This window comes from Enterococcus sp. AZ120, from assembly GCF_050546165.1.
Lineage (GTDB): Bacteria > Bacillota > Bacilli > Lactobacillales > Enterococcaceae > Enterococcus > Enterococcus faecalis.
This window is the reverse complement of the sequence record NZ_CP172950.1, coordinates 2,295,098-2,319,646: the sequence shown is the minus strand read 5'-3', so window position 1 is coordinate 2,319,646 and position 24,549 is coordinate 2,295,098. Positions and strand designations below refer to the sequence as shown.

22 protein-coding genes and 1 other annotated feature are annotated in these 24,549 nt (G+C 38.1%); of the genes, 16 read left to right on the top strand and 6 right to left on the bottom strand.

All coding sequences use genetic code 11. The annotated features are described in order from the left end of the window. The first annotated feature begins 1 nt into the window (after window position 1). Together rbsD and rbsU are read left to right on the top strand one after the other, a co-directional pair. The gene (rbsD, locus tag IGJ46_RS11130; protein WP_033596720.1) at window positions 2–397 is read left to right on the top strand and encodes a D-ribose pyranase; all 396 of its coding nucleotides are present in this window, start codon (window positions 2–4) and stop codon (window positions 395–397) included. A gap of 20 nt (window positions 398–417) precedes the next feature. Further along, entirely contained in the window at window positions 418–1,305 is an 888-nt protein-coding gene (gene rbsU / locus IGJ46_RS11125) for a ribose/proton symporter RbsU (protein ID WP_002355103.1), read from the top strand. A gap of 19 nt (window positions 1,306–1,324) precedes the next feature. Here the strand turns inward: rbsU and IGJ46_RS11120 are convergent, their stop codons facing one another. Then, window positions 1,325–2,209, bottom strand: coding sequence for a LysR family transcriptional regulator (locus IGJ46_RS11120; protein ID WP_002370030.1), 885 nt, complete (start codon window positions 2,207–2,209; stop codon window positions 1,325–1,327). Between the two features lie 107 nt (window positions 2,210–2,316). Between IGJ46_RS11120 and IGJ46_RS11115 the strand changes: the two genes are divergently transcribed. The 7 genes from IGJ46_RS11115 to IGJ46_RS11085 all read left to right on the top strand — a co-directional run bounded on the left by IGJ46_RS11115 (window position 2,317) and on the right by IGJ46_RS11085 (window position 10,866). Further along, window positions 2,317–2,898 (top strand): DapH/DapD/GlmU-related protein, encoded by a 582-nt coding sequence (locus IGJ46_RS11115; RefSeq protein WP_002355105.1) that lies wholly within the window; start codon window positions 2,317–2,319, stop codon window positions 2,896–2,898. Further along, the gene (locus IGJ46_RS11110; RefSeq protein WP_002359155.1) at window positions 2,898–3,635 is read left to right on the top strand and encodes an SDR family oxidoreductase; all 738 of its coding nucleotides are present in this window, start codon (window positions 2,898–2,900) and stop codon (window positions 3,633–3,635) included. The genes IGJ46_RS11115 and IGJ46_RS11110 overlap by 1 nt, the downstream gene beginning before the upstream one ends. 180 nt (window positions 3,636–3,815) lie before the next feature. Then, a complete protein-coding gene (locus IGJ46_RS11105; RefSeq protein ID WP_002355107.1) occupies window positions 3,816–5,129 on the top strand; it encodes an NCS2 family permease in 1,314 nt (437 codons plus the stop codon). A 159-nt stretch (window positions 5,130–5,288) separates the two neighbouring features. After that, a complete protein-coding gene (gene thiI, locus IGJ46_RS11100; RefSeq protein WP_002367322.1) occupies window positions 5,289–6,503 on the top strand; it encodes a tRNA uracil 4-sulfurtransferase ThiI in 1,215 nt (404 codons plus the stop codon). 129 nt (window positions 6,504–6,632) lie between these two features. Next, the gene (locus IGJ46_RS11095) at window positions 6,633–7,280 is read left to right on the top strand and encodes a redox-sensing transcriptional repressor Rex (RefSeq protein ID WP_002380866.1); all 648 of its coding nucleotides are present in this window, start codon (window positions 6,633–6,635) and stop codon (window positions 7,278–7,280) included. Window positions 7,281–7,343: 63 nt separating this feature from the next. Continuing rightward, entirely contained in the window at window positions 7,344–7,832 is a 489-nt protein-coding gene (gene tpx / locus IGJ46_RS11090; protein ID WP_033596679.1) for a thiol peroxidase, read from the top strand. Between the two features lie 49 nt (window positions 7,833–7,881). Then, window positions 7,882–8,121 (top strand) — a binding site (T-box leader). A gap of 102 nt (window positions 8,122–8,223) precedes the next feature. Then, window positions 8,224–10,866, top strand: a complete 2,643-nt coding sequence (locus tag IGJ46_RS11085) for a valine--tRNA ligase (protein WP_218391267.1) — start codon at window positions 8,224–8,226, stop codon at window positions 10,864–10,866. A gap of 45 nt (window positions 10,867–10,911) precedes the next feature. Here IGJ46_RS11085 and IGJ46_RS11080 read toward each other — a convergent pair whose 3' ends face one another. Both IGJ46_RS11080 and IGJ46_RS11075 read right to left on the bottom strand, forming a co-directional pair. Continuing rightward, the gene (locus IGJ46_RS11080) at window positions 10,912–11,511 is read right to left on the bottom strand and encodes a TVP38/TMEM64 family protein (protein WP_002355114.1); all 600 of its coding nucleotides are present in this window, start codon (window positions 11,509–11,511) and stop codon (window positions 10,912–10,914) included. Next, the gene (locus IGJ46_RS11075; RefSeq protein ID WP_430613821.1) at window positions 11,504–14,068 is read right to left on the bottom strand and encodes a YfhO family protein; all 2,565 of its coding nucleotides are present in this window, start codon (window positions 14,066–14,068) and stop codon (window positions 11,504–11,506) included. Before IGJ46_RS11075 ends, IGJ46_RS11080 begins: the two co-directional genes overlap by 8 nt. A gap of 248 nt (window positions 14,069–14,316) precedes the next feature. On the opposite strand from IGJ46_RS11075, the gene IGJ46_RS11070 reads away from it, so the two are divergent. From IGJ46_RS11070 to IGJ46_RS11055, 4 genes are all read left to right on the top strand, one after another. Beyond that, a complete protein-coding gene (locus IGJ46_RS11070; RefSeq protein ID WP_002355117.1) occupies window positions 14,317–15,639 on the top strand; it encodes a bifunctional folylpolyglutamate synthase/dihydrofolate synthase in 1,323 nt (440 codons plus the stop codon). Next, on the top strand, window positions 15,623–16,282 hold the full coding sequence (locus tag IGJ46_RS11065) for an HAD family hydrolase (protein ID WP_002385286.1): 660 nt from the start codon (window positions 15,623–15,625) through the stop codon (window positions 16,280–16,282). Before IGJ46_RS11070 ends, IGJ46_RS11065 begins: the two co-directional genes overlap by 17 nt. A gap of 55 nt (window positions 16,283–16,337) precedes the next feature. Continuing rightward, the gene (gene radC, locus IGJ46_RS11060) at window positions 16,338–17,036 is read left to right on the top strand and encodes a RadC family protein (protein ID WP_002365188.1); all 699 of its coding nucleotides are present in this window, start codon (window positions 16,338–16,340) and stop codon (window positions 17,034–17,036) included. Between the two features lie 153 nt (window positions 17,037–17,189). Further along, the gene (locus IGJ46_RS11055; RefSeq protein WP_002355121.1) at window positions 17,190–17,390 is read left to right on the top strand and encodes a cold-shock protein; all 201 of its coding nucleotides are present in this window, start codon (window positions 17,190–17,192) and stop codon (window positions 17,388–17,390) included. Window positions 17,391–17,495: 105 nt separating this feature from the next. Here IGJ46_RS11055 and rnjA read toward each other — a convergent pair whose 3' ends face one another. The 3 genes from rnjA to IGJ46_RS11040 form a co-directional block, all read right to left on the bottom strand. Then, complete coding sequence (gene rnjA, locus IGJ46_RS11050) at window positions 17,496–19,181, bottom strand: ribonuclease J1 (protein WP_002355122.1); 1,686 nt, start codon at window positions 19,179–19,181, stop codon at window positions 17,496–17,498. Window position 19,182: 1 nt separating this feature from the next. After that, window positions 19,183–19,395, bottom strand: coding sequence for a DNA-directed RNA polymerase subunit epsilon (locus IGJ46_RS11045; protein WP_002355123.1), 213 nt, complete (start codon window positions 19,393–19,395; stop codon window positions 19,183–19,185). A 304-nt stretch (window positions 19,396–19,699) separates the two neighbouring features. Further along, window positions 19,700–20,086 (bottom strand): YbaN family protein, encoded by a 387-nt coding sequence (locus tag IGJ46_RS11040; RefSeq protein ID WP_002355126.1) that lies wholly within the window; start codon window positions 20,084–20,086, stop codon window positions 19,700–19,702. 228 nt (window positions 20,087–20,314) lie between these two features. On the opposite strand from IGJ46_RS11040, the gene efrA reads away from it, so the two are divergent. The 3 genes from efrA to IGJ46_RS11025 all read left to right on the top strand — a co-directional run bounded on the left by efrA (window position 20,315) and on the right by IGJ46_RS11025 (window position 24,542). Next, window positions 20,315–22,042: a multidrug efflux ABC transporter subunit EfrA gene (gene efrA / locus IGJ46_RS11035; protein ID WP_010710228.1), complete on the top strand. Its 1,728-nt coding sequence runs from the start codon at window positions 20,315–20,317 to the stop codon at window positions 22,040–22,042. Further along, a complete protein-coding gene (efrB, locus tag IGJ46_RS11030) occupies window positions 22,039–23,808 on the top strand; it encodes a multidrug efflux ABC transporter subunit EfrB (protein ID WP_002365186.1) in 1,770 nt (589 codons plus the stop codon). The genes efrA and efrB overlap by 4 nt, the downstream gene beginning before the upstream one ends. A 242-nt stretch (window positions 23,809–24,050) precedes the next feature. Further along, the gene (locus tag IGJ46_RS11025; protein WP_002368322.1) at window positions 24,051–24,542 is read left to right on the top strand and encodes a gamma carbonic anhydrase family protein; all 492 of its coding nucleotides are present in this window, start codon (window positions 24,051–24,053) and stop codon (window positions 24,540–24,542) included. The last annotated feature ends 7 nt before the right edge of the window (window positions 24,543–24,549 follow it).

The following is a 24,549-nucleotide window of genomic DNA, read 5'->3' as shown; positions in this document are numbered from 1 at the left end:
CATGAAAAAAACAAAAGTTATTAATTCAGATATTTCCCGCGTCATCGCACAAATGGGTCATTTTGATAAATTAAGTATTGGTGATGCAGGCATGCCAGTGCCTCGGACTACAGAAAAAATTGATTTAGCAGTTACTAATGGCATCCCTAGTTTTATGGAAGTTTTAAACAATGTCCTTGAGGAATTGGCAGTTCAACGAATTTATTTAGCAGAAGAAATTAAAACAGAAAATCCTGACATGTTGACAGCAATTAAAACTCGTTTACCAGAAACTCCCATCAGTTTTATTCCTCATACAGAAATGAAACAAGAATTAAACAACTGCCATGCATTTATTCGGACGGGGGAAATGACTCCTTACGCAAATATTTTATTAGAAAGTAACGTTGTCTTTTAAACGAGAGAGGGGAAATAAAGATGAATGCGACTGCATTATTAATCGGTTTAGGACCGCTTTTAGGTTGGGGGCTTTTCCCAACAATCGCTTCCAAAATTGGTGGTCGTCCAGTGAATCAAATTCTTGGTACCAGTTTAGGAACATTAATTTTTGCCGCTATTTTTTCAATGATTAATGGTTTGGCTTTTCCAGCGGGCATGGATTTATTCTTTTCAATTTTATCTGGTGTCGGTTGGGCCTGTGCGCAAATCATTACGTTTAAATGCTTCACGATGATTGGTTCATCACGTGCCATGCCAGTAACGACCGCGTTCCAACTTTTAGGTGCTTCTCTCTGGGGTGTCTTTTTCTTAGGAAACTGGCCAGGTGCGACAGCCAAATTGTTAGGCGCATTTGCCTTAGTGTTAATCATGATTGGTGCCAAAATGACGGTCTGGTCGGAAACGGAGTCCGCTGAGAGTGCTGGGATTATGAAAAAAGCAGTTCTTCTATTAGCCGTTGGTGAAATCGGCTATTGGGCGTACTCTGCAGCACCACAAGCGACGGCAATTGATGGCATGCATGCCTTTTTACCACAAGCAATAGGCATGGTAATTGTGGCAGTTATTTACTCAGCAGTTGTCACTATTAAGGGTGGGGAAACATCCCCATTTATAGAAGCTGTTTCTTACAAACAAATTTTTTCAGGCTTTTTCTTCGCCTTTGCAGCGTTAACTTATTTAATTTCAGCGCAGCCAGATATGAACGGCTTGGCAACTGGCTTTATTCTATCCCAAACATCAGTTGTGCTTGCAACGTTGACAGGTATTTGGTTCTTAGGTCAAAAGAAAACAGCCAAGGAAATGACCGTAACGATTATCGGCTTAGTTTTGATTTTGGCAGCAGCTACGATCACAGTGATGATTTAAAAAAGTATTCAACGACCTATTATTCAGGGCGTTGAATACTTTTTTTTATTTGTTCTAAAAATAATGCAGCAGCTGTGGAAAGAACCGTATTTTTGCGCCAAATTAAACTAATTTTGGCTGTTAAAGCAGGATATAGCGGGATAAAACGTAAATTTGTTTGCTTTGTTTCTAGAATACCATCAATGCTTAGGGCGCTACCTAGCCCAGCTTCTACCATCAGTGAAGCGTTGTAAAGTAAGTTGTAGGTCCCAACGATTCGGAACTGATCTAGACTTGCTTCGAGCCAATCAGAGAGTTGGCTCGGAACTTGTGCTTGTCGAGAAATAAATAAAGGTTCTTCTTTTAAATCGGCTGCAGTAATAACATTTTTAGTGGCTAAGGGATGGTCCTTTACAGTAATTAAGCCCCATGTATCTACAACTGGTAATGTTAAATAGCTATATTTTTGTTTAGGTGCAGGCTCAATAATTAAACCAAAATCTAATAATCCTTTGTCTAGCCGTTCTATTACATCATCTGCATTCCCACTGTATAAATGAAGGTGAATATCAGCTGAGTGCTGGCTTGTTATTTGTTGTAGTGCATTCGCTAAAAAAGACATAGCTTTTGTTTCGCCGCCACCAATCGTGATTTCGCCATTAATGAATTCATTTTGCGACAAGTTGGTGACTGTTTTATTCGCTAAGCTTAAAATATCTTGCCCTTGTTTAGCTAAATATTCTCCTTCAGGTGTTAGTTGTATTTGTCGATTTCCTCGTATAAATAATGTCACGCCTAATTCTTCCTCTAATTCTTTTAATTGCTTAGATAACGTTGGTTGTGATACATGCAATTGTTTGGCTGCGCCACTAATCGTTTTTTCTTGGACCACTGCTAAGAAATAGTGAATCACTCGTAATTCCATTACTTTCCCTCCTATAACTAAAACGCATACTTATCTATTTATTATAAGTATTAGACAGAGGAGTTGTCACGTATTACGATAAATTTAGCAAAAGGAGGCGATTAGGAATGCTTACAAAAAATCTCCAAGAACTAATTGCAACAGGTAGCATTGATAAAGATGAACCACTATTTCAACTTATTCATCAGATTCAAGAGGAAAATAGTCGCTATTTAATAGAATTAAATCAACAAGCCTATACACATAATGAAGTAAGGAATCTTCTTGCCACGATTATCCAAGACAAAATTGACGAAACCGTTACGATTTTATTGCCTTTTTATACAGATTTTGGACGCAATATACATTTTGGTAAAAATATTTTTATTAATCGGGCAGCTATGTTTGTTGATTTAGGGGGCATTATAATTGAAGACAATGTTTTAATTGGTCCGCGCGTTAATCTCTTAAGTGTCAATCATCCGGAACTGCCAATGAAACGGCGAGGCGTATTGCTAGCACCAATTACCATTAAAAAATTTGCGTGGTTAGGCGCGGGTGTTACTGTTTTACCAGGTATTACGATTGGTGAAAATGCTATCGTAGCAGCTAATGCGACTGTAACTAAAGATGTGCCAGCTAACGCTATTGTTGCAGGAACACCAGCTAAAATTATTCGTTGGATTCAGGAAGATAAGGAGGAAATATAATGAAATCATTATCAGAAAAAGTTATTGTTATCATGGGCGCTTCCAGTGGCATCGGTGAGGCAACAGCCCGTTTACTTGCCAGAAAAGGAGCGAAGTTAGTCATTGCAGCACGTCGACAAGAACGTTTAATTGCTATAAAAAAAGAACTTCCTGAAGCAACGATTCTCGTGCAACAAGCAGATGTAACGAAAGAAGAGGAAGTTCAGCGTGTAATCAAGCTTACAATGGAAAAATATGGACGAATTGATGTTCTTTTTAACAATGCAGGAGTTATGCCAACGGCGCCTCTTATTGAAGCACCAAAAGGAGAATGGCGTCAAATGCTAGATATTAATATTATGGGTGTTTTAAATGGCATTGCGGCAGTTCTTCCAATTATGGTTGAACAAAAATCAGGGCAGATTATTGCTACTGATTCTGTGGCAGGACATGTCGTTTATCCAGATTCGGCTGTCTACTGTGGAACAAAGTTTGCTGTTCGAGCAATTATGGAAGGATTGCGACAAGAACAAAGAGAGAATAACATTAAATCAACGATTATTTCACCAGGTGCTGTACAAACAGAACTTTATCAAACAATTTCTAATCGAGTAGTAGCTGAAACGTTACATCTAGAACAGTTAAGTTGGGGCTTAAAGGCGGAAGACATTGCGCAAGCAGTGGTCTTTGCCATAGACACGCCAGATCGTATGTCAATCAGTGAAATGGTTGTTCGCCCGACCACACAAACGATTTAATTTAAAAAGTATTCCTAGAAAGGAATACTTTTTTTAATCGTGATTGTTCGTTTTTTACAGAATTTAGAATTTGATATTTACTTATTTGTTGGTTTATTATATGATTAAACACGTTGTTTCATTAATAAATTGAATATTTTACGAACATTGTAAAATGTTTAGATTTTAGGAGGACGGAACATGAAAGAAAAAATAAGTTCATATTTTGAACTTGAACAATTGAATACGAATATGAAACGAGAAATGTTAGCTGGTTTCACCACATTTATCTCAATGGCGTATATTTTGTTCGTTAATCCAACCGTACTTGGTGCTTCTGGCATGGACGAAGGCGCTGTTTTTACTGCCACCGCTTTAGCGAGTGCCTTAGGTTGTATTTTAATGGGTGTGTTGGCGAAATATCCGATTGCGACAGCACCAGCTTTAGGAATTAATGCATTCTTTGCTTATTCAGTCTCTGTTGGTATGGGGATTCCTTGGCAAACGACATTAGCAGGCGTTTTTGTGGCTTCATTGATATTTATTTTAATTACAATTTTTAAATTACGCGAGCTAATTATTGATGCAATTCCTGCAGACTTGAAATTTGCCATTTCAGGTGGGATCGGGTTGTTTATTGCTTTTCTTGGTTTAAGCCAAGGTGGCTTAATTGTGGCTAATGATGCGACACTCGTTGGCTTAGGACCTTTGAATGTTGGTTCAACGTGGGTTACCATTGTCGGCTTAGTCGTAACTGCAATTTTGTTAGTTCGTCGAGTACCGGGTGGTATTTTTATTGGGATGGCGATTTCAACGATTGTTGGTTTAGCGACAGGCGTTATTCCAATGCCTGATAAGATTATTTCAAGCGCGCCAAGTTTAGAACCAACATTTTTAGTGGCGTTAGGACATGTGAAAGATATCAATACGATTCAAATGTGGGTCGTGGTTTTAACGTTCCTATTAGTAACATTCTTTGATACGGCTGGTACGTTGGTGGGCTTAGCCAATCAAGCAGGTTTTATGAAGGACAATAAAATGCCGCGTGTGGGGAAAGCTTTAGCCGCTGATTCAACAGCGATGTTAGCTGGTTCTCTACTAGGGACATCGCCAGTTGGTGCATATGTTGAATCATCTGCGGGGATTGCTGTGGGTGGTCGTTCAGGAATCACAGCTATTACAACCGGGATTTTATTTATTTTCAGTTTGCTATTTTCTCCTTTGTTAGCAGTTGTCACTTCGCAAGTTACAGCACCAGCGTTGATTATTGTTGGTGTTTTGATGGCACAATCCTTAAGCAAAATTAAATGGAACGAGATGGAAATTGCGATTCCTTCCTTCTTAATCTTGTTAGGAATGCCGTTGACATACAGCATTTCAGATGGGATTGCCTTAGGCTTTATCTTCTATCCAATTACAATGATTGCGGCAAAACGTGGGAAAGAAGTTTCGCCAATTATGTATGGCTTGTTCTTTGTTTTTGTCGGATTCATGTGGATCCTGAATGCGCAATAAGCAAGAGAGAAAGTTATCAAATAGTTGATTCATAAGACAATGAACTTATGAATCAACTATTTTTTTTCGACTAAGCACTAGAAAAACGCCCCTTATTTGATGTATAATTTGCAAAGACATTGACCTGTGAAGATACAGGAACAGAGAGGAATTAATTGAGTGAAGTATACAGAAATTATGGTTCGCTATGGCGAATTATCAACTAAAGGAAAAAATCGTAAAACGTTTATCATGCAGTTAGCACAAAATGTGAAACGTGCGTTAGCTGATTTTCCAGCATTGAAAATCCATGCAGATCGAGACAGAATGCATATTTTATTAAATGGGGAAGATAGTGAAGAAGTGATTCCGAAACTAAGTAAAGTGTTTGGAATTCAAAATTTTTCGCCAAGTATTCGTATTGAAAAAGAAATGCCAGCGATTCGTGCAATGGTTCAAGAGGTTGTTCGGGAAGTTTATACGCCAGGTAAGACGTTTAAAATTACTGCTAAACGCTCGGACCATTCATTTGAACTTGATTCAAATGGCTTGAATCAAGAATTAGGTGGGGCTGTTATTGAAGCCATTCCGGAAATTCAAGTACAAATGAAAAAGCCTGATATCAACTTAAGAATTGAAATTCGTAAAGATGCGGCGTATTTATCTTATGAAACGATTCGCGGTGCGGGTGGATTGCCAGTGGGCACCAGTGGTCGTGGTATGTTGATGTTGTCAGGAGGCATTGATTCACCAGTTGCTGGTTATTTAGCTATGAAACGTGGCGTGGAAGTGGAAGCTGTCCATTTTGCTAGTCCGCCTTATACAAGTGAACAAGCGTTACAAAAGGCTAAAGATTTAGCTGAAAAATTAGTCCCTTATGTAGGAACTATTCAATTTATTGAAGTGCCCTTTACAGAAATTCAAGAAGAAATTAAACGAGTCGTTCCCCAAGGCTACTTAATGACCATTACACGACGTTTAATGTTACGCTTAACAGATGCAATTCGTGAAATGCGGAAAGGTTTAGTCATTATTAACGGTGAATCGTTAGGACAAGTGGCTTCGCAAACACTTCAAAGTATGGTAGCAATTAATGAGGTTACCTCAACACCGATAATTCGACCCGTTGTTTCAATGGATAAGACAGAAATTATCGAAATTGCCGAAAAAATTGACACGTTTGAATTAGCCATCCAACCCTTCGAAGATTGTTGTACAATTTTTGCGCCACCGCAACCGAAAACACGACCTCGCTTGGATAAAGCGCAAGAGTATGAAGCGCGCTTAGACTTGGAAGGTTTAATGGCTCGGGCCTTAGAAGGACTCAAAATTACAGAGATTTCAGCAGAAACAGCGAAAGATAAACAAGAAGACGAATTTGCAGATTTCCTATAAGAAATAAATACAGTGACGGTCGCTTAGACGTCACTGTATTTATTTTGTACTTATTTCACAAACAAGTTGCTCGGAGAGGGGAACCGTGATAAACTGAATATGTGAAGTAGGTAACAAGGAGGACAGAGGATGGAGAAAAAAATGCCTAAAGCAACGGCAAAACGTTTGCCGGTTTATTTACGTTATTTAAAAATGTTAGGGGATTCTGGTGTTAAACGCATTAAATCACGAGAGTTTAGTGAAATGATCCAGATTCCTTCTGCAACGATTCGGCGTGATTTTTCCCACGTTGGTGAACTGGGCCGAAGCGGTTATGGTTACGATGTGCCATATTTAATTGAGGTATTTAGTAATATTTTAAATACGCAAGAAGAAAAAAGAATTGCTCTGATTGGTTGTGGCAATTTAGGCAAGGCATTATTAAAAAATAATTTTAGACGCAACGAGAATTTGAATATTGTCTGTGCTTTTGATAATGATTTGGCTTTAGTTGGCACCACGATTAATGGATTATTAGTTCATGATATGTCTGAGTTAGAAGCATTCGTTCGACAAGAAGGGGTCACGGTAGCCATTTCTACAGTACCAAGTCACCATGCCCAAAAAGCTATCGACAAAATTGTACAAGCGGGTGTGACTGCGATTTTAAATTTTGCGCCAGACCGTGTCAGTGTGCCAGCCAACGTTAGTGTGCAGTATATTGATTTAACAACGGAACTGCAAACACTGATTTATTTTAATGAAACTTTTTCACTAGCAAATAGCCCAAAGCAATAAAATTGTCTTCATAAAAATCCTCTACTATACTTATTATTGAAAGTGGAAAAGGAGGATTTCAGAATGAATGTTACAAGAAAAGGGCACGTATTAGAATTGACAGGTGAGCAGCCTAAAGTTGGCACAAAAGCCCCCGTCTTTTCTTTGAAAAATTTAAACAACCAAGAAATCAACTTGGCAGATTATAAAGGTAAAACGGTTTTAATTAGTGTGGTTCCTGATATCGACACACGTGTTTGTTCACTGCAAACGAAACGTTTCAATCAAGAAGCGGCGAAATTAGACGATGTTCAGATTATCACGATTTCCAATAACACAGTTGAAGAACAAGCAAATTGGTGTGCCGCTGAGGGTGTCGAAATGGAAATGCTTCATGATACTGAAGACTCATTTGGTGCAGCTTATGGTTTGTATATTCCAGAAATGGGCCGTTTAGCACGTGCTATTTTTGTGATTGACCCAGAAGGAACGTTAGTTTATGAAGAAATCGTCTCAGAAGTTTCGTCGGAACCCGATTATCAACAAGCGTTAGAAGCTGCAAAAAAAGTGTAATCCCTCTAGATTACAAATTGACTTTGCTTGCGCTTCATTGTAGAATGAAGCAAAGACAGCGAACAAGAGGAGTATCATTGGCGTCGTTTTAGAGAAAAAGTCGTTCAGGTGCAAGACTTTTACACAACCAGTGAGAAGGTAGCTTGTGAGTCAATGGTTTGAACACAGTACGTTAGTAGAACGATTCGTTTCGTGAACGTTATCTCACGAATGAGTGGCATTTGAATGAATTCAATTCAAATGCAATTTAGGTGGTACCGCGTAAATAAGATGAATCTACGCCCTAAAATACGAAAGTATTTTAGGGCGTATTTTAGTGTTTAGCCAAAAAAACTCATTTGTAAAATAATTACCGCTCCAAATCGCGTATTTTAAGAAAGAAGGGGAAAAAATGTCAGAAGAAAAAAACTTACCAACGAAATATCAACCGACAGAAATCGAAGCTGGCCGTTATCAAAAATGGCTAGATCAAGATTTATTTAAACCAAGTGGCGACAAAAAAGCGAAGCCCTATTCAATTGTTATTCCACCACCTAATGTAACAGGGAAGCTACACTTAGGGCATGCTTGGGATACAACATTACAAGATATGATTATCCGCCAAAAAAGAATGCAAGGCTTTGATACGTTATGGCTGCCAGGAATGGACCATGCTGGAATTGCCACGCAAGCAAAAGTAGAAGAGAAACTAGCACAACAAGGAATTTCACGTTACGACTTAGGTCGTGAAAAATTTGTTGATCAAGTGTGGGAATGGAAAGAAGAATATGCTTCTCACATTCGTGAACAGTGGGCAAAAATGGGCCTTTCTTTAGATTACAGCCGTGAACGTTTTACTTTAGATGAAGGGCTATCTGAGGCCGTTCGTAAAGTGTTTGTCTCTCTTTACGAGAAAGATTTGATTTACCGTGGTGAATATATCATTAACTGGGATCCAAAAGCGAAAACAGCATTGTCTGATATTGAAGTAATCCATAAAGATATTGAAGGAGCTTTTTACCACATGAGCTACCCATTATCAGATGGTTCTGGAGTTGTTGAAATTGCGACAACGCGTCCTGAAACAATGTTGGGAGATACGGCGATTGCGGTCCATCCAGAAGATGAACGGTATCAAGAACTTATTGGTAAGACAGTTGTCTTGCCATTAGTAGATAAAGAAATTCCAATTATTGCGGATGACTATGTAGATATGGAATTTGGAACAGGGGTTGTAAAAATCACACCTGCCCATGATCCAAATGACTTTGAAGTCGGTAATCGTCATGACTTACCTCGAGTAAATGTTATGAACGAAGACGGCACGATGAATGAACTGGCTGGAAAATACGAAGGAATGGATCGTTTTGCCGCACGTAAAGCGATTGTCTCTGACTTGAAAGAATTAGGTCGCTTAATTAAGATCGAAATAATGAATCACAGCGTGGGCCATTCAGAACGAACAGGCGTTGTCGTGGAACCTCGTTTATCGACCCAATGGTTTGTAAAAATGGGACCATTAGCTGAAAAAGCAATAGAAAATCAAGAAACAGAAGACGCTGTTGAATTTTATCCACCACGCTTCAATCAAACATTTTTACGTTGGATGGAAAATATTCATGACTGGGTTATTTCGCGACAATTATGGTGGGGCCATCAAATTCCTGCTTGGTATCACAAAGAAACGGGCGAGATGTATGTTGGGATGGAAGCACCAGCCGACAGTGAAAACTGGGTTCAAGATAGTGACGTCTTAGATACATGGTTTAGTTCTGCTTTATGGCCATTTTCAACGATGGGTTGGCCAGATGAAGCAAGCGAAGATTATCAACGTTACTTCCCAACAAGCACATTAGTTACTGGCTATGATATTATTGCCTTTTGGGTAAGTCGTATGATTTTCCAAAGCTTAGAGTTTACAGGCGAACGTCCCTTCCAAAATGTCTTAATTCACGGCTTAATTCGTGATGAGCAAGGACGCAAAATGAGTAAATCATTGGGGAATGGGATTGATCCAATGGATGTCATCGAAAAATATGGCGCAGATGCATTGCGTTGGTTCTTATCAAATGGTTCAGCTCCAGGTCAAGATGTTCGTTTTAGTTATGAAAAAATGGATGCTTCTTGGAACTTTATCAATAAGATTTGGAATGCAAGTCGTTTCGTTATTATGAATGTAGAAGGTATGACTGCTGCAGATATTGACTTTAGTGGTGAAAAGACTGTCGCTGATCGTTGGATTTTAACGCGCTTAAACGAAACAGTCGCCCGTGTGACAGAATTATTTGATCGCTTTGAATTCGGTGAAGCAGGTCGCCAATTATACAACTTCATCTGGGATGATTTCTGTGATTGGTATATTGAAATGAGTAAAGAAATTCTTTACGGAGAAAATGAAGCAGCTAAACAAACAACACGGAGCATCTTGGTGTACACATTGGATCAAATCTTACGCTTATTGCATCCAATTATGCCGTTTGTAACAGAAGAAATTTGGGAAAAAATTCCGCATCAAGGTGAGTCATTGGTTGTGGCGGAGTACCCAGTTGTTCATGAAGAATTTAACGATGAAGCAGCAGCTCGAGGAATGGAAGTTCTGAAAGAAGTTATTCGTTCGGTTCGGAATATTCGAGCAGAAGTGAATACACCACTTTCTAAACCAATTACTTTGTTAATTAAAACAAACGATACAGAAGTAGAAGAATTTTTAACAGCTAATACTAGCTACTTAGAACGCTTCTGTAACCCAGAGGAATTAGTCATCAGTCGTGAAATAGAAGCGCCAGAATTAGCCATGTCCGCTGTATTAACAGGCGCAGAACTATTCCTACCATTAGCTGGGTTGATTAATATCGAGGAAGAAATTGCTCGCTTAGAAAAAGAATTAGACAAATGGACAAAAGAAGTCAAACGTGTGCAAGGCAAACTTTCAAATGAACGTTTTGTGTCAAATGCACCAGATGAGGTCGTGGAAGCAGAACGTGCAAAAGAAAAGGACTACCTTGAAAAACAAGAGGCTGTCAAAGAACGGATTGCCCAATTACGTTCAATCTAAAAAAGAAAAGACAACAAAACCAACGTTGGTTTTGTTGTCTTTTTGTTATAATTTGCCAAATAATTGAAACAAATACAACATTAAGTAGCTGTAAGTAGCCACAGACCAGAATTTCAATAAAAGAACAATTTTCATGAATTCTTTTAAAGAAATATCTGTAATTCCCGCCACTAAACAAACAATATCATCTGGAGCGAAGGGGACTAACATAGTAAAGATTAAGAGCTTTTTGACATTGTGTTCATTTTTGTCTAAAATCTCTTCAAATTTTTTGTATTTATTGGGTGAAAGGATTATTTTTACAAAGCTACGTCCATAGTAACGAACCAGTAAAAAGCCAATAAACTCACCAATAATCAATCCAAGATAGCTATACAAAAGTCCTTGCAAATTGCCAAACATCAACATTCCTGCAACAGAAGAGATTCCTCCAGGTAGAATAGGAATAATCACTTGGACGATTTGTAAAAGAATAAAACACAGAACCGCATAGTTACCAAACTGTTTAATAAAAGCTTGCAAGGAAGCAACAGAATGAAAAATTCCTCTGGAATATCCCCATAAAATTAAGCCGAAGAAAAGCACCAGTCCAACTAGGGGTAACCACCGAATGAGTCCATTTAAAAATTTTTTCTGATTAGTCATGAGTGGCCTCCTGACGTTTTCGACGGTATTTTTTAAAGCCAAGATAACCAGCCGTTCCCAGTAAAATCGTTCCGCTGACGGCAGTGCCGAGATAAATCATTCTTGGATGATAGGCAAAGGTTAACTGCTGTTTGCCAGCTGGGACTTCAACAGCTAAAAAGCCACCTAGAATGCGTTGTGTTTTTAAGGGTTCTTTTTGTAGCGACGATTTGACTTGCCAATCTTGGTCATAAGGAATGGACGTATACAGTAACTGAGTGTCATTTCCAGGTACATTCAGTGCGCCATTTAAATGGCCTTTTTTAGTTGCATTCACGTGAAGAGCTTGTTGGCGTAATTTGTCAACCGCACGATTAAAGGCTGTTTGGTCTAAAGTTTGAAGTTGCCAATTAGTTAAATCAACCACTTGTTCAGCAGTTAGTGACAGGGTCACGGTAGTTCCTTTTTCAAAATGCCCTAAATTGAACAGTTGATTGGTTGCAATATAAATCGGCGTCGAGATAACTTGTTGGTTTACCTTCAATTGTGTAACTTTTTTCCATTTTAAATTCGGAATATAAAGATGCAAGTCGCCAGTGCTATTCACTTTAAAGGTTGCTTCAATTGTTTCATTGGTATGATGAGGTTCATTTATCAACGAAGCTGTTTTAAAGTAAGGTTTATCAGTCGGCACGAGCGTTTGCAGGAGTTCTTCTTGGGCATCTAAAGGATTATTTTTTGCTAATTTTAACTTGGTTAATGCGGTTGGCGCCAAAAAGCCCATACCAATCGCTTCATCATTTTCCATGATTTTCGTGGAACCAACTGTTTTTAGCAATTTTTCACTCGTAGGTTTTTCAATTGGTAAAAAGTCATATTTCACATTTAAAAGTAAATTGGTTAGTTGTGAATTATCCACATAGGCAATCCGGCGATCATTTTTTCGATATAAACCTAGCGCACTTAATGTGTCTTGGGTAGTGGCAGTTAAAGTCGAAGTATAGCTAGAAACGCCAGCATAGCCATAAAGTAAAGGATTATTGTAGCCGTTATTGATTTCACGGAACCCTGTTTCTTTGGAAGGAATGACTTGTTTCATGCGATAAAGTTCTGGTGCTGAGGCCATTTTTTCATCGATTAATTGGCTGTGTTTTCGGTAATCTTGGGCAAATGTTGCTTGGCTACCAAAGGGCATATGTTTAAAAGAAATCCAGAAATTCGTTGTTAATTCTGTGCTGACCAGTAAGAATAAAGCCACGACTACATAGTTTCTTAAGGCCTTTTTGTGTGCTAAACGCAAGCAAAAGAAAATCAACCAAATAAAAAATAAACTTAGCCATAAATAATTGATCGAAATTAAGAGATTCTTTTGTGGACCATAATACAAAGATCCGTAGCCAATGACTAACAGCAGACTAAAAATAATAGGTGCGGTCCAAGGAATGGTCACTTTTTTAAGCCAAACTTCATAGGCAAAGACAATCAATAAAAAGCTAAAAATAAAGACATTTCGGTAAGGGAAACCAGCTGGGCTTTGAAACATGTGCCAGACAGTATTAAAGGCTTCTAACCAAAAGCTTAAAAAGAGAATGAATAAAAGAATTGCTGAAGCTATTCTTTCTTTTAACGCAATTTGTTTCGTTTGAAAATAGGCAACACAGAGGAGTGTCACAAATAATCCAGCAAAAACGGTTGGTAAATGGTCTAAACGCAACTCATAATTAATAGAACCTAAGCCTAATTGCGAGAAAAACGAAGTGTTGAACTTAGGCGTTAAAAAGAACGTCGAGACATCAAAATCTGCTTTTTTTGTATAGAGCATCCCTTCTGCTGCAGGTAATAATAAAAAGCTAGTTGCAGTTCCTGTTAAAAAAGAAACGAGGATGAATAACGGACTTTGTTTAAAAAATTGCCGAATAGCATGGGCTTGGGTATTCTTTTTAAAGAACCAATAGATACTGTACAAAACAGCAAAGAGACAAATCATATAACCCGTGTAGTAATTCGTCACAATCGCTAAAAACAGGGTTATACTGTATAAGCCCCATTTGCGTTGATCCCATAAACGTTGGAGTCCCAATAAGATAAGCGGGAATAGAATCAGTGCATCCAACCACATAAAGTTTTGGCTATAGACGGTGACAAAGCCACAGAAACTATAGGACGTTGAAAAAAGTAACGTGGTGCCATCAACTTTTTGATAGGTGTATTTTAAATAGCTAAACATCGTCGTGCCCATCAAGGCAAGTTTTAAGGTAATAATCCATAAAATTGCTATAGGTAATTGTTCATAAGGAAAAAAGAAAGCCAACACATTAAAAGGGCTCAGTAAGTAATAGGCTGCCAAAGGAACAATCGACTCACCAATCTCATTGGAAAAAGAGTAGAATGTAGTTATTCCCTCGTGAAAAGAGCGTTTTAAAAAACTCAAGAAAGGCATGTATTGTGTGCCTAAATCACTAACTAATAAGTTGTTGTCACCAAAAGGCGCAAGTTGTAATGTCATCCATACAAGCAATAGAAGTAAAAACGGCAAGAAAAAACTTCCTAACCATAAAAGCTTCGATTTGTTTTTCATCAAAATAAGTCCACCTTTATAAAAAAATCATGAATAAGCGTGTTGAAAGCTCTAAAAATAGTTTTTAATTGGCTGGCTGGAATGAACCATCCAGAATGTTAGTTTACCATAAGTTCATTAATGTATCCGCTAATAACGCAAAATTATGAAAAATGCAAAAAGTTTTCAAGAAAAAGTTTCAATTGGTTATTAGTGAAAAAGTCACCTAACTTAGTTATAATGTAGAAGAAGACAAGGAGTTGGACAAGATGCAATTAACAATAGAAGAAGCCATTGAATGGATTCATAGCCGGTTACCCTTTGGTTCAAGACCTGGTTTGGATCGGATTAATGCGTTATTAGAAAAAATTGATCATCCAGAAAACAAAGTGCCAACGATTCATATCGCAGGAACCAATGGTAAAGGCTCAACCGTGACATATTTACGCTGTCTATTAGAAGAAATGGGCTTGAAAGTCGGAACCTTTACCTCTCCTTATATTGAATCATTTAATGAAAGAATTGCGATAAATGGTCAACCAATTTCAGACGAACAATTGATTACCTATGTGGAAAAGTATCAACCAATCATTAAAGAATTAGACCAGATCACTGAAGTGGCTGGAATTACAGAATTCGAAACATTGACAGGAATGGCCTTGGACTATTTCGTGAATGAACAAGTGGATATCGCCGTTGTTGAAGTTGGCTTAGGTGGATTACTTGATAGCACCAATGTCGTGAAGCCATTATTGACGGGAATTACGACAATTGGGAAGGATCACACAGAAATTTTAGGTGAAACAATTGCTGAAATTGCCTATCAAAAAGCGGGTATTATTAAAGAAAAAGTCCCAGTAGTAACAGGCAACATTTGTGCTGATGCGCTAGCAGTCATTGAAAAAGTCGCACAAGAAAAACAGAGTCCAATTTTTCGTTTTGGCAAAGAGTATCAAGTGGAATATCTACATCCTGATACACAATGGGGGGAAGTATTTAATTTCTATGGAGAAATGGGCAAACTGACAAAGATTAAAGTTCCCTTGTTGGGGCGTCACCAAGTAGAAAACGCGGCGGTAGCTATTCAATTATTTGACAAGTATTGCCAACTACAACATTTGCCGTTTAAAGAACGAGACATTACTCAAGGGTTAGCTAAAGCGCAATGGCCAGCTCGAATGGAACGTCTTAGTGATGAACCGTTGATTGTTTTAGATGGTGCCCACAATGATCATGCAGTAAAACGCTTAGTTGAAAACTTGCGCAAAGAGTTTCCACAACACACGATTCATATTTTATTTTCAGCTTTAGCAACTAAAGATGTAGATGAGATGATTCAGGACTTAAAGCAAGTACCGAATGCGCATCTTTACTTAACTAGCTTTGATTACCCTAAAGCTATTGCACTTACAGAAATGGAAAAATATGAAGACGATTTAACAGAAATTGTGTCTTTATGGCAATTTGGCTTAGGCGAAATTTTAGAAAAAATGTCGACAGATGATTTATTATTAGTAACAGGTTCATTATATTTTGTTTCTCAAGTAAGAGAATTACTTTTAACTATAGGAGGAAATGATGAAGAAATTTGATGGCGTAATTTTTGATATGGATGGGTTGCTTTTTGATACGGAGTTGATTTACTATACATCTACTCAAAAAGTAGCAGATGCAATGGGGTTACCATATAGTAAAGAAGTCTATTTAGACTATGTTGGGATTTCCGATGAAGAAGTACAAGAGAATTACCGACGTATTTATGCATCCTATGGTCACGACACAGTGGAAGAATTTATCCGCCGTTCTTATGATGATACCCTGCAAGAGTTTCGATCTGGTAACGTCCCTTTAAAACCAGGGGTGGTGGAATTTCTCGACTTTTTAGATGATCAAAAAATTCCTCGATTGGTTGCTTCAAGTAACGTCCGTCCAGCAATTGAAATGTTATTAAGCCATGCTGGGATTCAGGATCGTTTTGTAGGAATTGTTTCAGCAGAGGACGTTAAACGAGCAAAACCGGACCCAGAAATTTTTCAAAAAGCACGTCAACTTTTAGGAACAGAAGCCCCGAAAACCTTGATTTTCGAAGACTCATTTCATGGGGTAAGTGCGGCTCATAGTGCGGGCATTCCAGTGATCATGGTACCTGATTTATTGCAACCAACTGAAGTTATCCAAGAGAAAACATTACATGTCTTGGAGAGTTTACATCAAGCGCCACATTATTTAAAATAATAAAAACAACACTCCTTTGCGTAGTTTATTAATGACTAGCAAAGGAGGTTTTTTTATGCAAGTATCGGATCTGTTTATTCGTGAGATGCCGAGTGATTGTTTACCACGAGAACGGCTCTTAGCGATAGGAGAAAAAGCATTATCGAATCAAGAGTTGTTGGCGATTCTGTTACGTACTGGCTCAAAAGAAGCAGACGTGATGACTGTTGCCGCAACGCTGTTAAAACAGTTTAAGCAACTTTCTTATTTGCAGCAAGCCACGTTGAACGAGTTAATGGCTATTAAAGGCATTGGCCAAGTGAAAGCCATTGAATTACGTGCGGCCATTGAATTGGGGTGTCGAATTTATCAAAGTAGTCAAATCAAATTTGGCAAAGTTACGTCCAGTCAACAAGTCGCTCAACGATTACTCCAAGAGATGAAGGGGCTGCAACAAGAACATTTAATTTGTATTTACTTGAATACCAAGAATGACATTATCCAACAGAAAACGATTTTCAAAGGTTCTCTGAATCAAAGTATTGCTCATCCACGCGAAATTTTTCGGGAAGCGGTTAAATATTCTTCTGCTCGCATACTATTAGCTCATAATCATCCATCTGGCAATCCGACACCGTCTCCACAAGATATTCAATTTACCAAACGAATGGAAGAATGTGGCGAAATGATGGGGATTCAATTGTTGGATCATATTATTGTTGGTGATAGCGGATACATTAGTTTGAGAGAAGAGAATTTTTTTGCTTCAGAATGAGGACAATTCTTGCAAAAATATTTTATCACGTGTAAAATGAAAGGGTAATCTTGTTTGGAATTATGTAGACTTTTTAAATTTTTTTAAATATTCTATTGGAAGCGAGCAAAGTTACGACTATTTATGTGCAAATGCACGAGGAGGAACAAAAGAATGGAACAAGGAACAGTAAAATGGTTTAACGCAGAAAAAGGTTTTGGTTTTATCTCACGCGAAGACGGAAGCGACGTATTCGTACACTTCTCAGCTATCCAAGGTGATGGTTTCAAAACTTTAGAAGAAGGTCAAGCAGTGACTTTTGATGTTGAAGATTCAGACCGTGGCCCTCAAGCAGTTAACGTAGAAAAAAACTAATAAAAAATAATCCAAAAACACCTAACATGCGTTAGGTGTTTTTTTGTTAGAAAAAATAGAGAAGAAAAATGGACAAGCATTTTTCTTCTCTATTAAATGAGAGCTTTATTGATCACTAACTGTGGCAGTCATAATCATTGGTAGAATCATTGGATGACGTTCTGTTTGTTCAAACAAGAAAGGCTGTAAAGCGGTCGTCATGGCTTCGCCTAATTTTGCTTCGGTACAGTTTTTATCTTTCATTGCTTCACGTAGAGCATTGAATAAAAGACGTTGGCCTTCATGAATCATATCACCAGACTCACGCATGTAGACAAAACCACGGGAAAGAATGTCTGGACCAGCCATAATTTCTTTATTTTTAATATCAACTGTTGCTACCGCTAAAACTAAACCTTCTTCAGATAAGATACGACGATCCCGTAAAACAACATTCCCGATATCACCGACACCATTTCCATCAACGTACACGTCGTTAGCGTTGAAGTGACCAGCAGGACGTGCGCTATCAGCCGTTAAAGCTAAGACATCGCCGTTGCCCATGATAAAGCAATTTTCTTCAGGAACCCCTGTATCTTGAGCGAGCGAAGCATGGATTTTTAACATTCTAAATTCACCATGAACAGGCATGAAATATTTAGGCTTCATCAAACGAAGCATTAATTTTTGCTCTTCTTGTCCACCGTGACCAGAAGTATGGATATTATTGATTTTTCCGTGAATAACTTCTGCACCGGCTTCAGATAATAAGTTGATTAAACGGTTAACGCTTGTCGTATTCCCAGGAATTGGTGAACTTGAGAAAACAACCGTATCGCCTGGTTGAATACTAATTTGGCGATGTGTACCGTTAGCAATCCGACTAAGCGCGGCCATAGGTTCTCCTTGAGAGCCAGTACATAAAATCATTGTTTCATTTGCTGGCAATTGATTCAGTTCCGCCGCATCGACAAACGTTCCTTTTGGCACTTTGATGTAGCCTAAGCGTTCGCCATTGACAATGGCATTTTCCATGCTACGACCAAAAACAGCAATTTTGCGACCTGTTTTCACGGCTGCATCAGCAGCTTGTTGTAAACGGAAAATGTTTGAAGCAAAACTGGCAAAGATAATCCGACCATCAATTTTTTCAAAGATTTTTAAAATAGAGGTCCCAATTGTTTTTTCGGATTTTGTAAAGGTGGGTATTTCAGCATTGGTACTGTCTGAAAGAAGACAAAGGACGCCTTCTTCACCTAATTTCGCCATTCTGTGTAAGTTGGCTGGCTCACCAACGGGTGTAAAGTCAAACTTAAAGTCACCTGTTGCGACAATGTTACCAGAAGGCGTTTTAACCACAACGCCCAAGGCATCAGGAATACTGTGAGTCGTCCGGAAAAAGCTAATCGCTGTTTTTCTAAAACGAATCACCGTATCTTCATTAATTTCGTGTAATTCCGCTTCTCGCAATAAACCATGTTCATCTAGTTTGTTGGTAATTAAAGCCAAGGCTAGTGGTCCCGCATAGATTGGGATATTCGCTTGACGTAAAAGATAAGGAACGCCACCAATATGGTCTTCATGACCGTGGGTAATAACGAGTGCTTTGACTTTATGCAAATTTTGAACGATGTAGCTATAATCTGGAATCACGTAGTCAATCCCAAGTAAATCATCTTCTGGGAATTTGATCCCAGCATCAATAATGATAATTTCATCTTGGAATTGTACCCCATATGTGTTTTTTCCAATTTCGCCTAAACCACCGATTGCAAAAACGCCAGTTTCGTTATTTTTTATGTTTACTTTCATGTTAAAACTCCGTTAGAGTGAAGTCCGCATGTTCTTGCTCGTAAGCAAGATGTTTTTCGTCTAATAATTGAACGTATTCAATATTGTATGGGGTATTTTCTTCAACTAATTGGCGCACGATTACATCGCTATCGGCTTCCATGTAAAGAGATTTTGTGTCTTCTCTTTTTGGGTTTCTGATTTTTGTTTCTTGATAGTATACTTTGTAAATCATCGATTCATTTCTCCTTCAGCTACTAATAGTAGCAATTTATAGTTTTTTTCATTTTAAGACAGAAAATTAAACACAACAAAACGAGGTGCTGATCACCTAAAAAAGAATGCTCATCAAAAACATCTGTTAATGATGAAATGAAGCCTCGACTTTGCTTCATTCTGGGTATTTGATTTTATGTGTTCTTTTTCAACCGTCCCGTGTGTTGTGAATAACAACAATTAAGCTTATTTTATCATAGAATGATAAGGAAGTATAGAAACACTCACTGGACTTTTAAAAAAAACAAATTTCTTGTTTCGCCTTATTCTTGATCAAGTTCGAGTGCCTTTTTTTTAGGACGCCAATACCAACTTAAGCCAATCACGTGGGCTAAATAAACAATCGCTAAAGTCGTAGTCATCAACGTATTTCGGACAATTAAACACGGAATGGCAAATAAAAGAAACATGGAAATAAATAGTTTCCATTTACCTTTACGAGTAATTTTTTTCTCAAAGAAGGCTTCTTGGATATATTTTTGATAATAAGAAGAAGCTAAAAATTTGTTATAAAGTTTATCTGAACTACGCATCCAAAAAAAGGCCGTTAATAAATAAAAACCAGTGGTGGGTAAAAGCGGCAAAAAGATTCCTAACGTGCCTAAAGCAAACGTACAGGAACCGAGAAAAATGAAGAATAATTTTTTCATTCAAAGGGTCCTTTCAGTTTTTCCCAATTATGGCACAATCAAAAGGAAGTAGCAATTTTAATCGTATAAGTAAATCATTAAAATTATCTATTTTTTAGAAAATCAAAAAGAGAAAGGATAGAAAGAGAAAGGCTGTTTTTTCTAGCCAGACAGCTTGTATTACCGATTTCTTTTTGATACAGTGGGAGTACTAGAAAATTTAAAGTAAGATAAGAAGGAGATGATTAATTGAAGTTAATGTGGCGTTACACAATGCGTTATAAAAAATTACTTTTTGCTGATTTTATTTGTGTGTTTGGTTTTATTTTGATTGAATTAGGCTTGCCGACCATTTTAGCACGAATGATTGACAAAGGAATTATTCCTAGAGATATGGACTATATTTATCAGCAAGGGATTTGGATGGTTGTAATTACGATTATTGGTGTCGCAATGAATATTTTGCTAGGGTACTTTGGTGCCAGAATTACAACAAACATTGTTCGTGATATTCGTGATGATTTATTTGAAAAGATTCAAACTTTCTCACACAGTGAATATGAAAGTATTGGGGTTTCTTCCTTAATTACGCGAACGACCAATGATGCATACCAAATTATGCTCTTCATGGGAAATATTTTACGTCTTGGCTTTATGACGCCAGTGATGTTTATTGCCAGTCTTTACATGGTGATGCGAACGAGTCCGTCGTTAGGAATGTACGTTTTAGGTGCCTTGCCTTTTCTGCTGCTAGCAGTTGTCGGAATTGCTCGTTTGTCAGAACCGTTATCTAAAAAGCAACAAAAGAACTTAGATGGAATCAATGGGATTTTAAGAGAAAATCTTTCTGGATTGCGGGTAATACGCGCATTTGTTAATGAAAAATTTGAAGAATCTCGTTTTAATAAAGTCAATGAAACTTACACTAAAAGTTCAAAAAGTCTGTTTCGTTTAATGGCAGCAGCCCAACCAGGGTTCTTTTTCTTATTTAATATTGTGATGGTCTTAATCATTTGGAGCGGGACTGTTCAAATCAGCCATGGGGATTTAGAAGTTGGGAATTTAATTGCTTTTATTGAATATATTTTCCATGCGCTGTTCTCGTTTATGTTATTTGCCAGTGTCTTTATGATGTATCCGCGGGCTGCGGTTTCGGCTTCACGGATTCAAGAAGCCTTAGACATGGAACCAGCTATTCGTGAAGAAGAAGGCGTAACAGAAACAGCTACTAAAGGCTATCTAGAGTTTAAAAATGTAACCTTTGCCTATCCTGGACATGCGGAAAGCCCAGTTATCCGCAATGTAAGTTTTAAGGCGTCACCTGGTGAAACAGTGGCCTTTATTGGGAGCACAGGTAGTGGAAAATCAACATTAATTCAATTGATTCCACGGTTTTATGATGTATCAGAAGGTGAAATTTTAATCGATGGAGTGAACGTAAAAGATTACCAACTTAGTGCATTACGCAATAAGATTGGCTATATTCCACAAAAAGCGTTACTTTTTACTGGTACAATTGCTGATAATCTTCGCTACGGTAAGGAAGATGCGACGTTAGAAGAAATGGAACGAGCAATTGACATTGCTCAAGCTACAGAATTTGTTTCACAAAAACCGCAAGGCTATGATGAACCTCTTTCAGAAGGTGGCACGAACTTTTCTGGTGGTCAAAAACAACGTTTAGCTATCGCACGGGCGATTATTCGCAATCCGGAAATTTATATATTTGATGATAGTTTTTCTGCGTTAGATTATCAAACAGATGCAAATTTACGAGCGCGTCTGAAAAAAGAAACAACAGAATCCACTGTTTTAATTGTGGCACAACGTGTTGGAACAATTATGCATGCGGACCGCATTGTTGTTTTAAACGAAGGCGACGTGGTCGGAATTGGCACACATCGTGAATTACTTGAGACTTGTCCAATTTACTATGATATTGCGGCTTCTCAATTGTCAGAGGAGGAATTAGCATGAAACACGCCTTTTCTTCTATGAAACGAATCGGTCGCTATATTAAACCGTACCGAGTGACGTTTTATTTAGTTATTTTATTTACAATATTAACCGTGGCCTTTAATGCAGCGTTGCCTTATTTGACTGGATTACCAACGACAGAAATTAGCCGTAATATTGCGGCCGGTGAATCAATCAATTTTGATTATGTAATCCAATGTTTAATTTGGATTTTAGTTGTGGGAACAGGTTATTGTGTGGCACAATTTTTGTCAGGCTTTTTAATGACGAATGTCGTTCAACAATCCATGCGCGATTTACGTCGAGATATTGAAGAAAAAATCAATCGTTTGCCAGTTTCTTATTTTGATAAGAACCAACAAGGAAATATTTTGTCACGGGTGACGAACGATGTGGATGCTGTCAGCAATGCGATGCAACAAAGTTTTATTAATATTGTTTCGGCAGTCCTAGGTATTGTGATGGCGGTAGTGATGATGTTCTTAATCAATCCGCTGATGGCGATTTTTTCAGTAATTATGATTCCGTTGTCTCTGATTATTTCAAGAACAATTGTTAAAATCTCCCAGAAATATTTCCAAGGAATGCAAAATTCTTTAGGAGACTTAAATGGTTATGTTCAAGAAAATATGACTGGGTTCAGTGTTTTAAAACTATATGGTCGGGAAAAAGAAACCCTTGAAGGCTTTAAACAAGTCAATCATCGTTTAAATGGTTTTGGTTTCAAAGCATCCTTTATCTCAGGATTAATGTTGCCATTGGTTCAGATGACCGCTTATGGGACCTATATCGGGGTAGCTGTCCTTGGTAGTTACTATGTGGTTGCTGGTGTGATCGTAGTGGGGCAATTACAAGCGTTTATTCAATATATTTGGCAAATTAGCCAACCAATGGGGAATATTACGCAGTTGTCTGCAGCTTTACAAAGCGCTTCAGCTTCGACCATGCGGATTTTTGAAATCCTAGATGAGCCAGAAGAAGAACTTAACGAACAAGATGTTCCTTTGCCAGAACCTATTTTAGGCTCTGTTGAATTTGAAAATGTCAGCTTTAGTTATGACCCAGAAAAACCGTTAATTCGTAATTTGAACTTTAAAGTTGATGCGGGCCAAATGGTTGCGATTGTGGGACCAACTGGCGCTGGGAAAACAACCTTAATCAACTTACTGATGCGTTTTTATGATGTAACAGAAGGCGCCATTAAAATTGATGGTATTGACACGAAAAAAATGAACCGTAGTGATGTCCGATCTGTATTTGGAATGGTATTGCAAGATGCTTGGTTGTATAAAGGTACCATTGCAGATAACATTCGTTTTGGGAAGTTGGATGCCACGGATTATGAAGTTGTGGATGCAGCGAAAACGGCCAATGTGGATCACTTCATTCGGACAATGCCAGATGGGTATGAAATGGAAATCAATTCTGAGGGAGATAACGTTTCCCTTGGTCAAAAACAATTGTTGACCATTGCCCGAGCGGTAATTTCTGATCCAAAAATTTTGATTTTAGATGAGGCGACTAGTTCAGTCGATACACGCTTGGAAGCCTTAATTCAAAAAGCAATGGATCGTGTCATGGAAGGACGAACGAGTTTCGTTATTGCCCACCGCCTATCAACTATTCGTGAAGCTGATTTAATTCTTGTTATGAAACAAGGAGAAATCATTGAAAAAGGTACGCATCATGAGTTGCTGGAACAAGGTGGCTTCTATGAAAAACTATACAATAGTCAATTTGCTGAAGAAGGCGACTATGAGGAATAAAGAGAGGTCGGGACAGAAGCGTTTAACTCCGAGAAATAAGAAGGAATTTCCGAAAATTGTTCTGTAATTTTTGGAGAATTCCGGCTTATTTCCGAAGGAGTTGCTTTTGTTCCCGCCGTTTATCAGTTTTTGAGCGTGGAGCAAAAATCCAAAGTGATTTTTGTCCCACGCTCTTTTCTTGTCTTTTTTACTATGAAAGTGAGGAATTCTTGTCTATACTTAATGAAAAGAGGTGACAGCGTTTGAAAAAAGAATATTTTATTGCTGCTAGTGCAGATGTCTATGGAAACGTACAACTAGCGAAGGATAGTAATATTTGGTTTCAGTCGGTCTTAAGAGGTGACAGTAACACAATTACCATTGGTGAAGGTAGTAATATTCAAGATGGCACGATTATTCATGTTGATGAAGATGCCCCGACAATTGTAGGCAAGTATGTAACGGTGGGCCATCAATGCATGTTACACGGTTGTAAAATCGGTGATGGTGCTTTGATTGGCATGGGTTCAACGATTCTAAATAACGCTATTATTGGAGAAAACAGCCTGATTGGTGCGGGCTCTTTAGTGACAGAAGGCAAAATTATCCCGCCAAATGTTTTAGCATTTGGTCGACCAGCTAAGGTTATCCGTCCGTTAACGGCAGCAGAAATAGCCAGTAATCATATGAACGCCTTACATTATGTTCAACGAGCAGAAGAATTTCGCCAACAAAAATACCCGAAACTAACATAGAATTAGG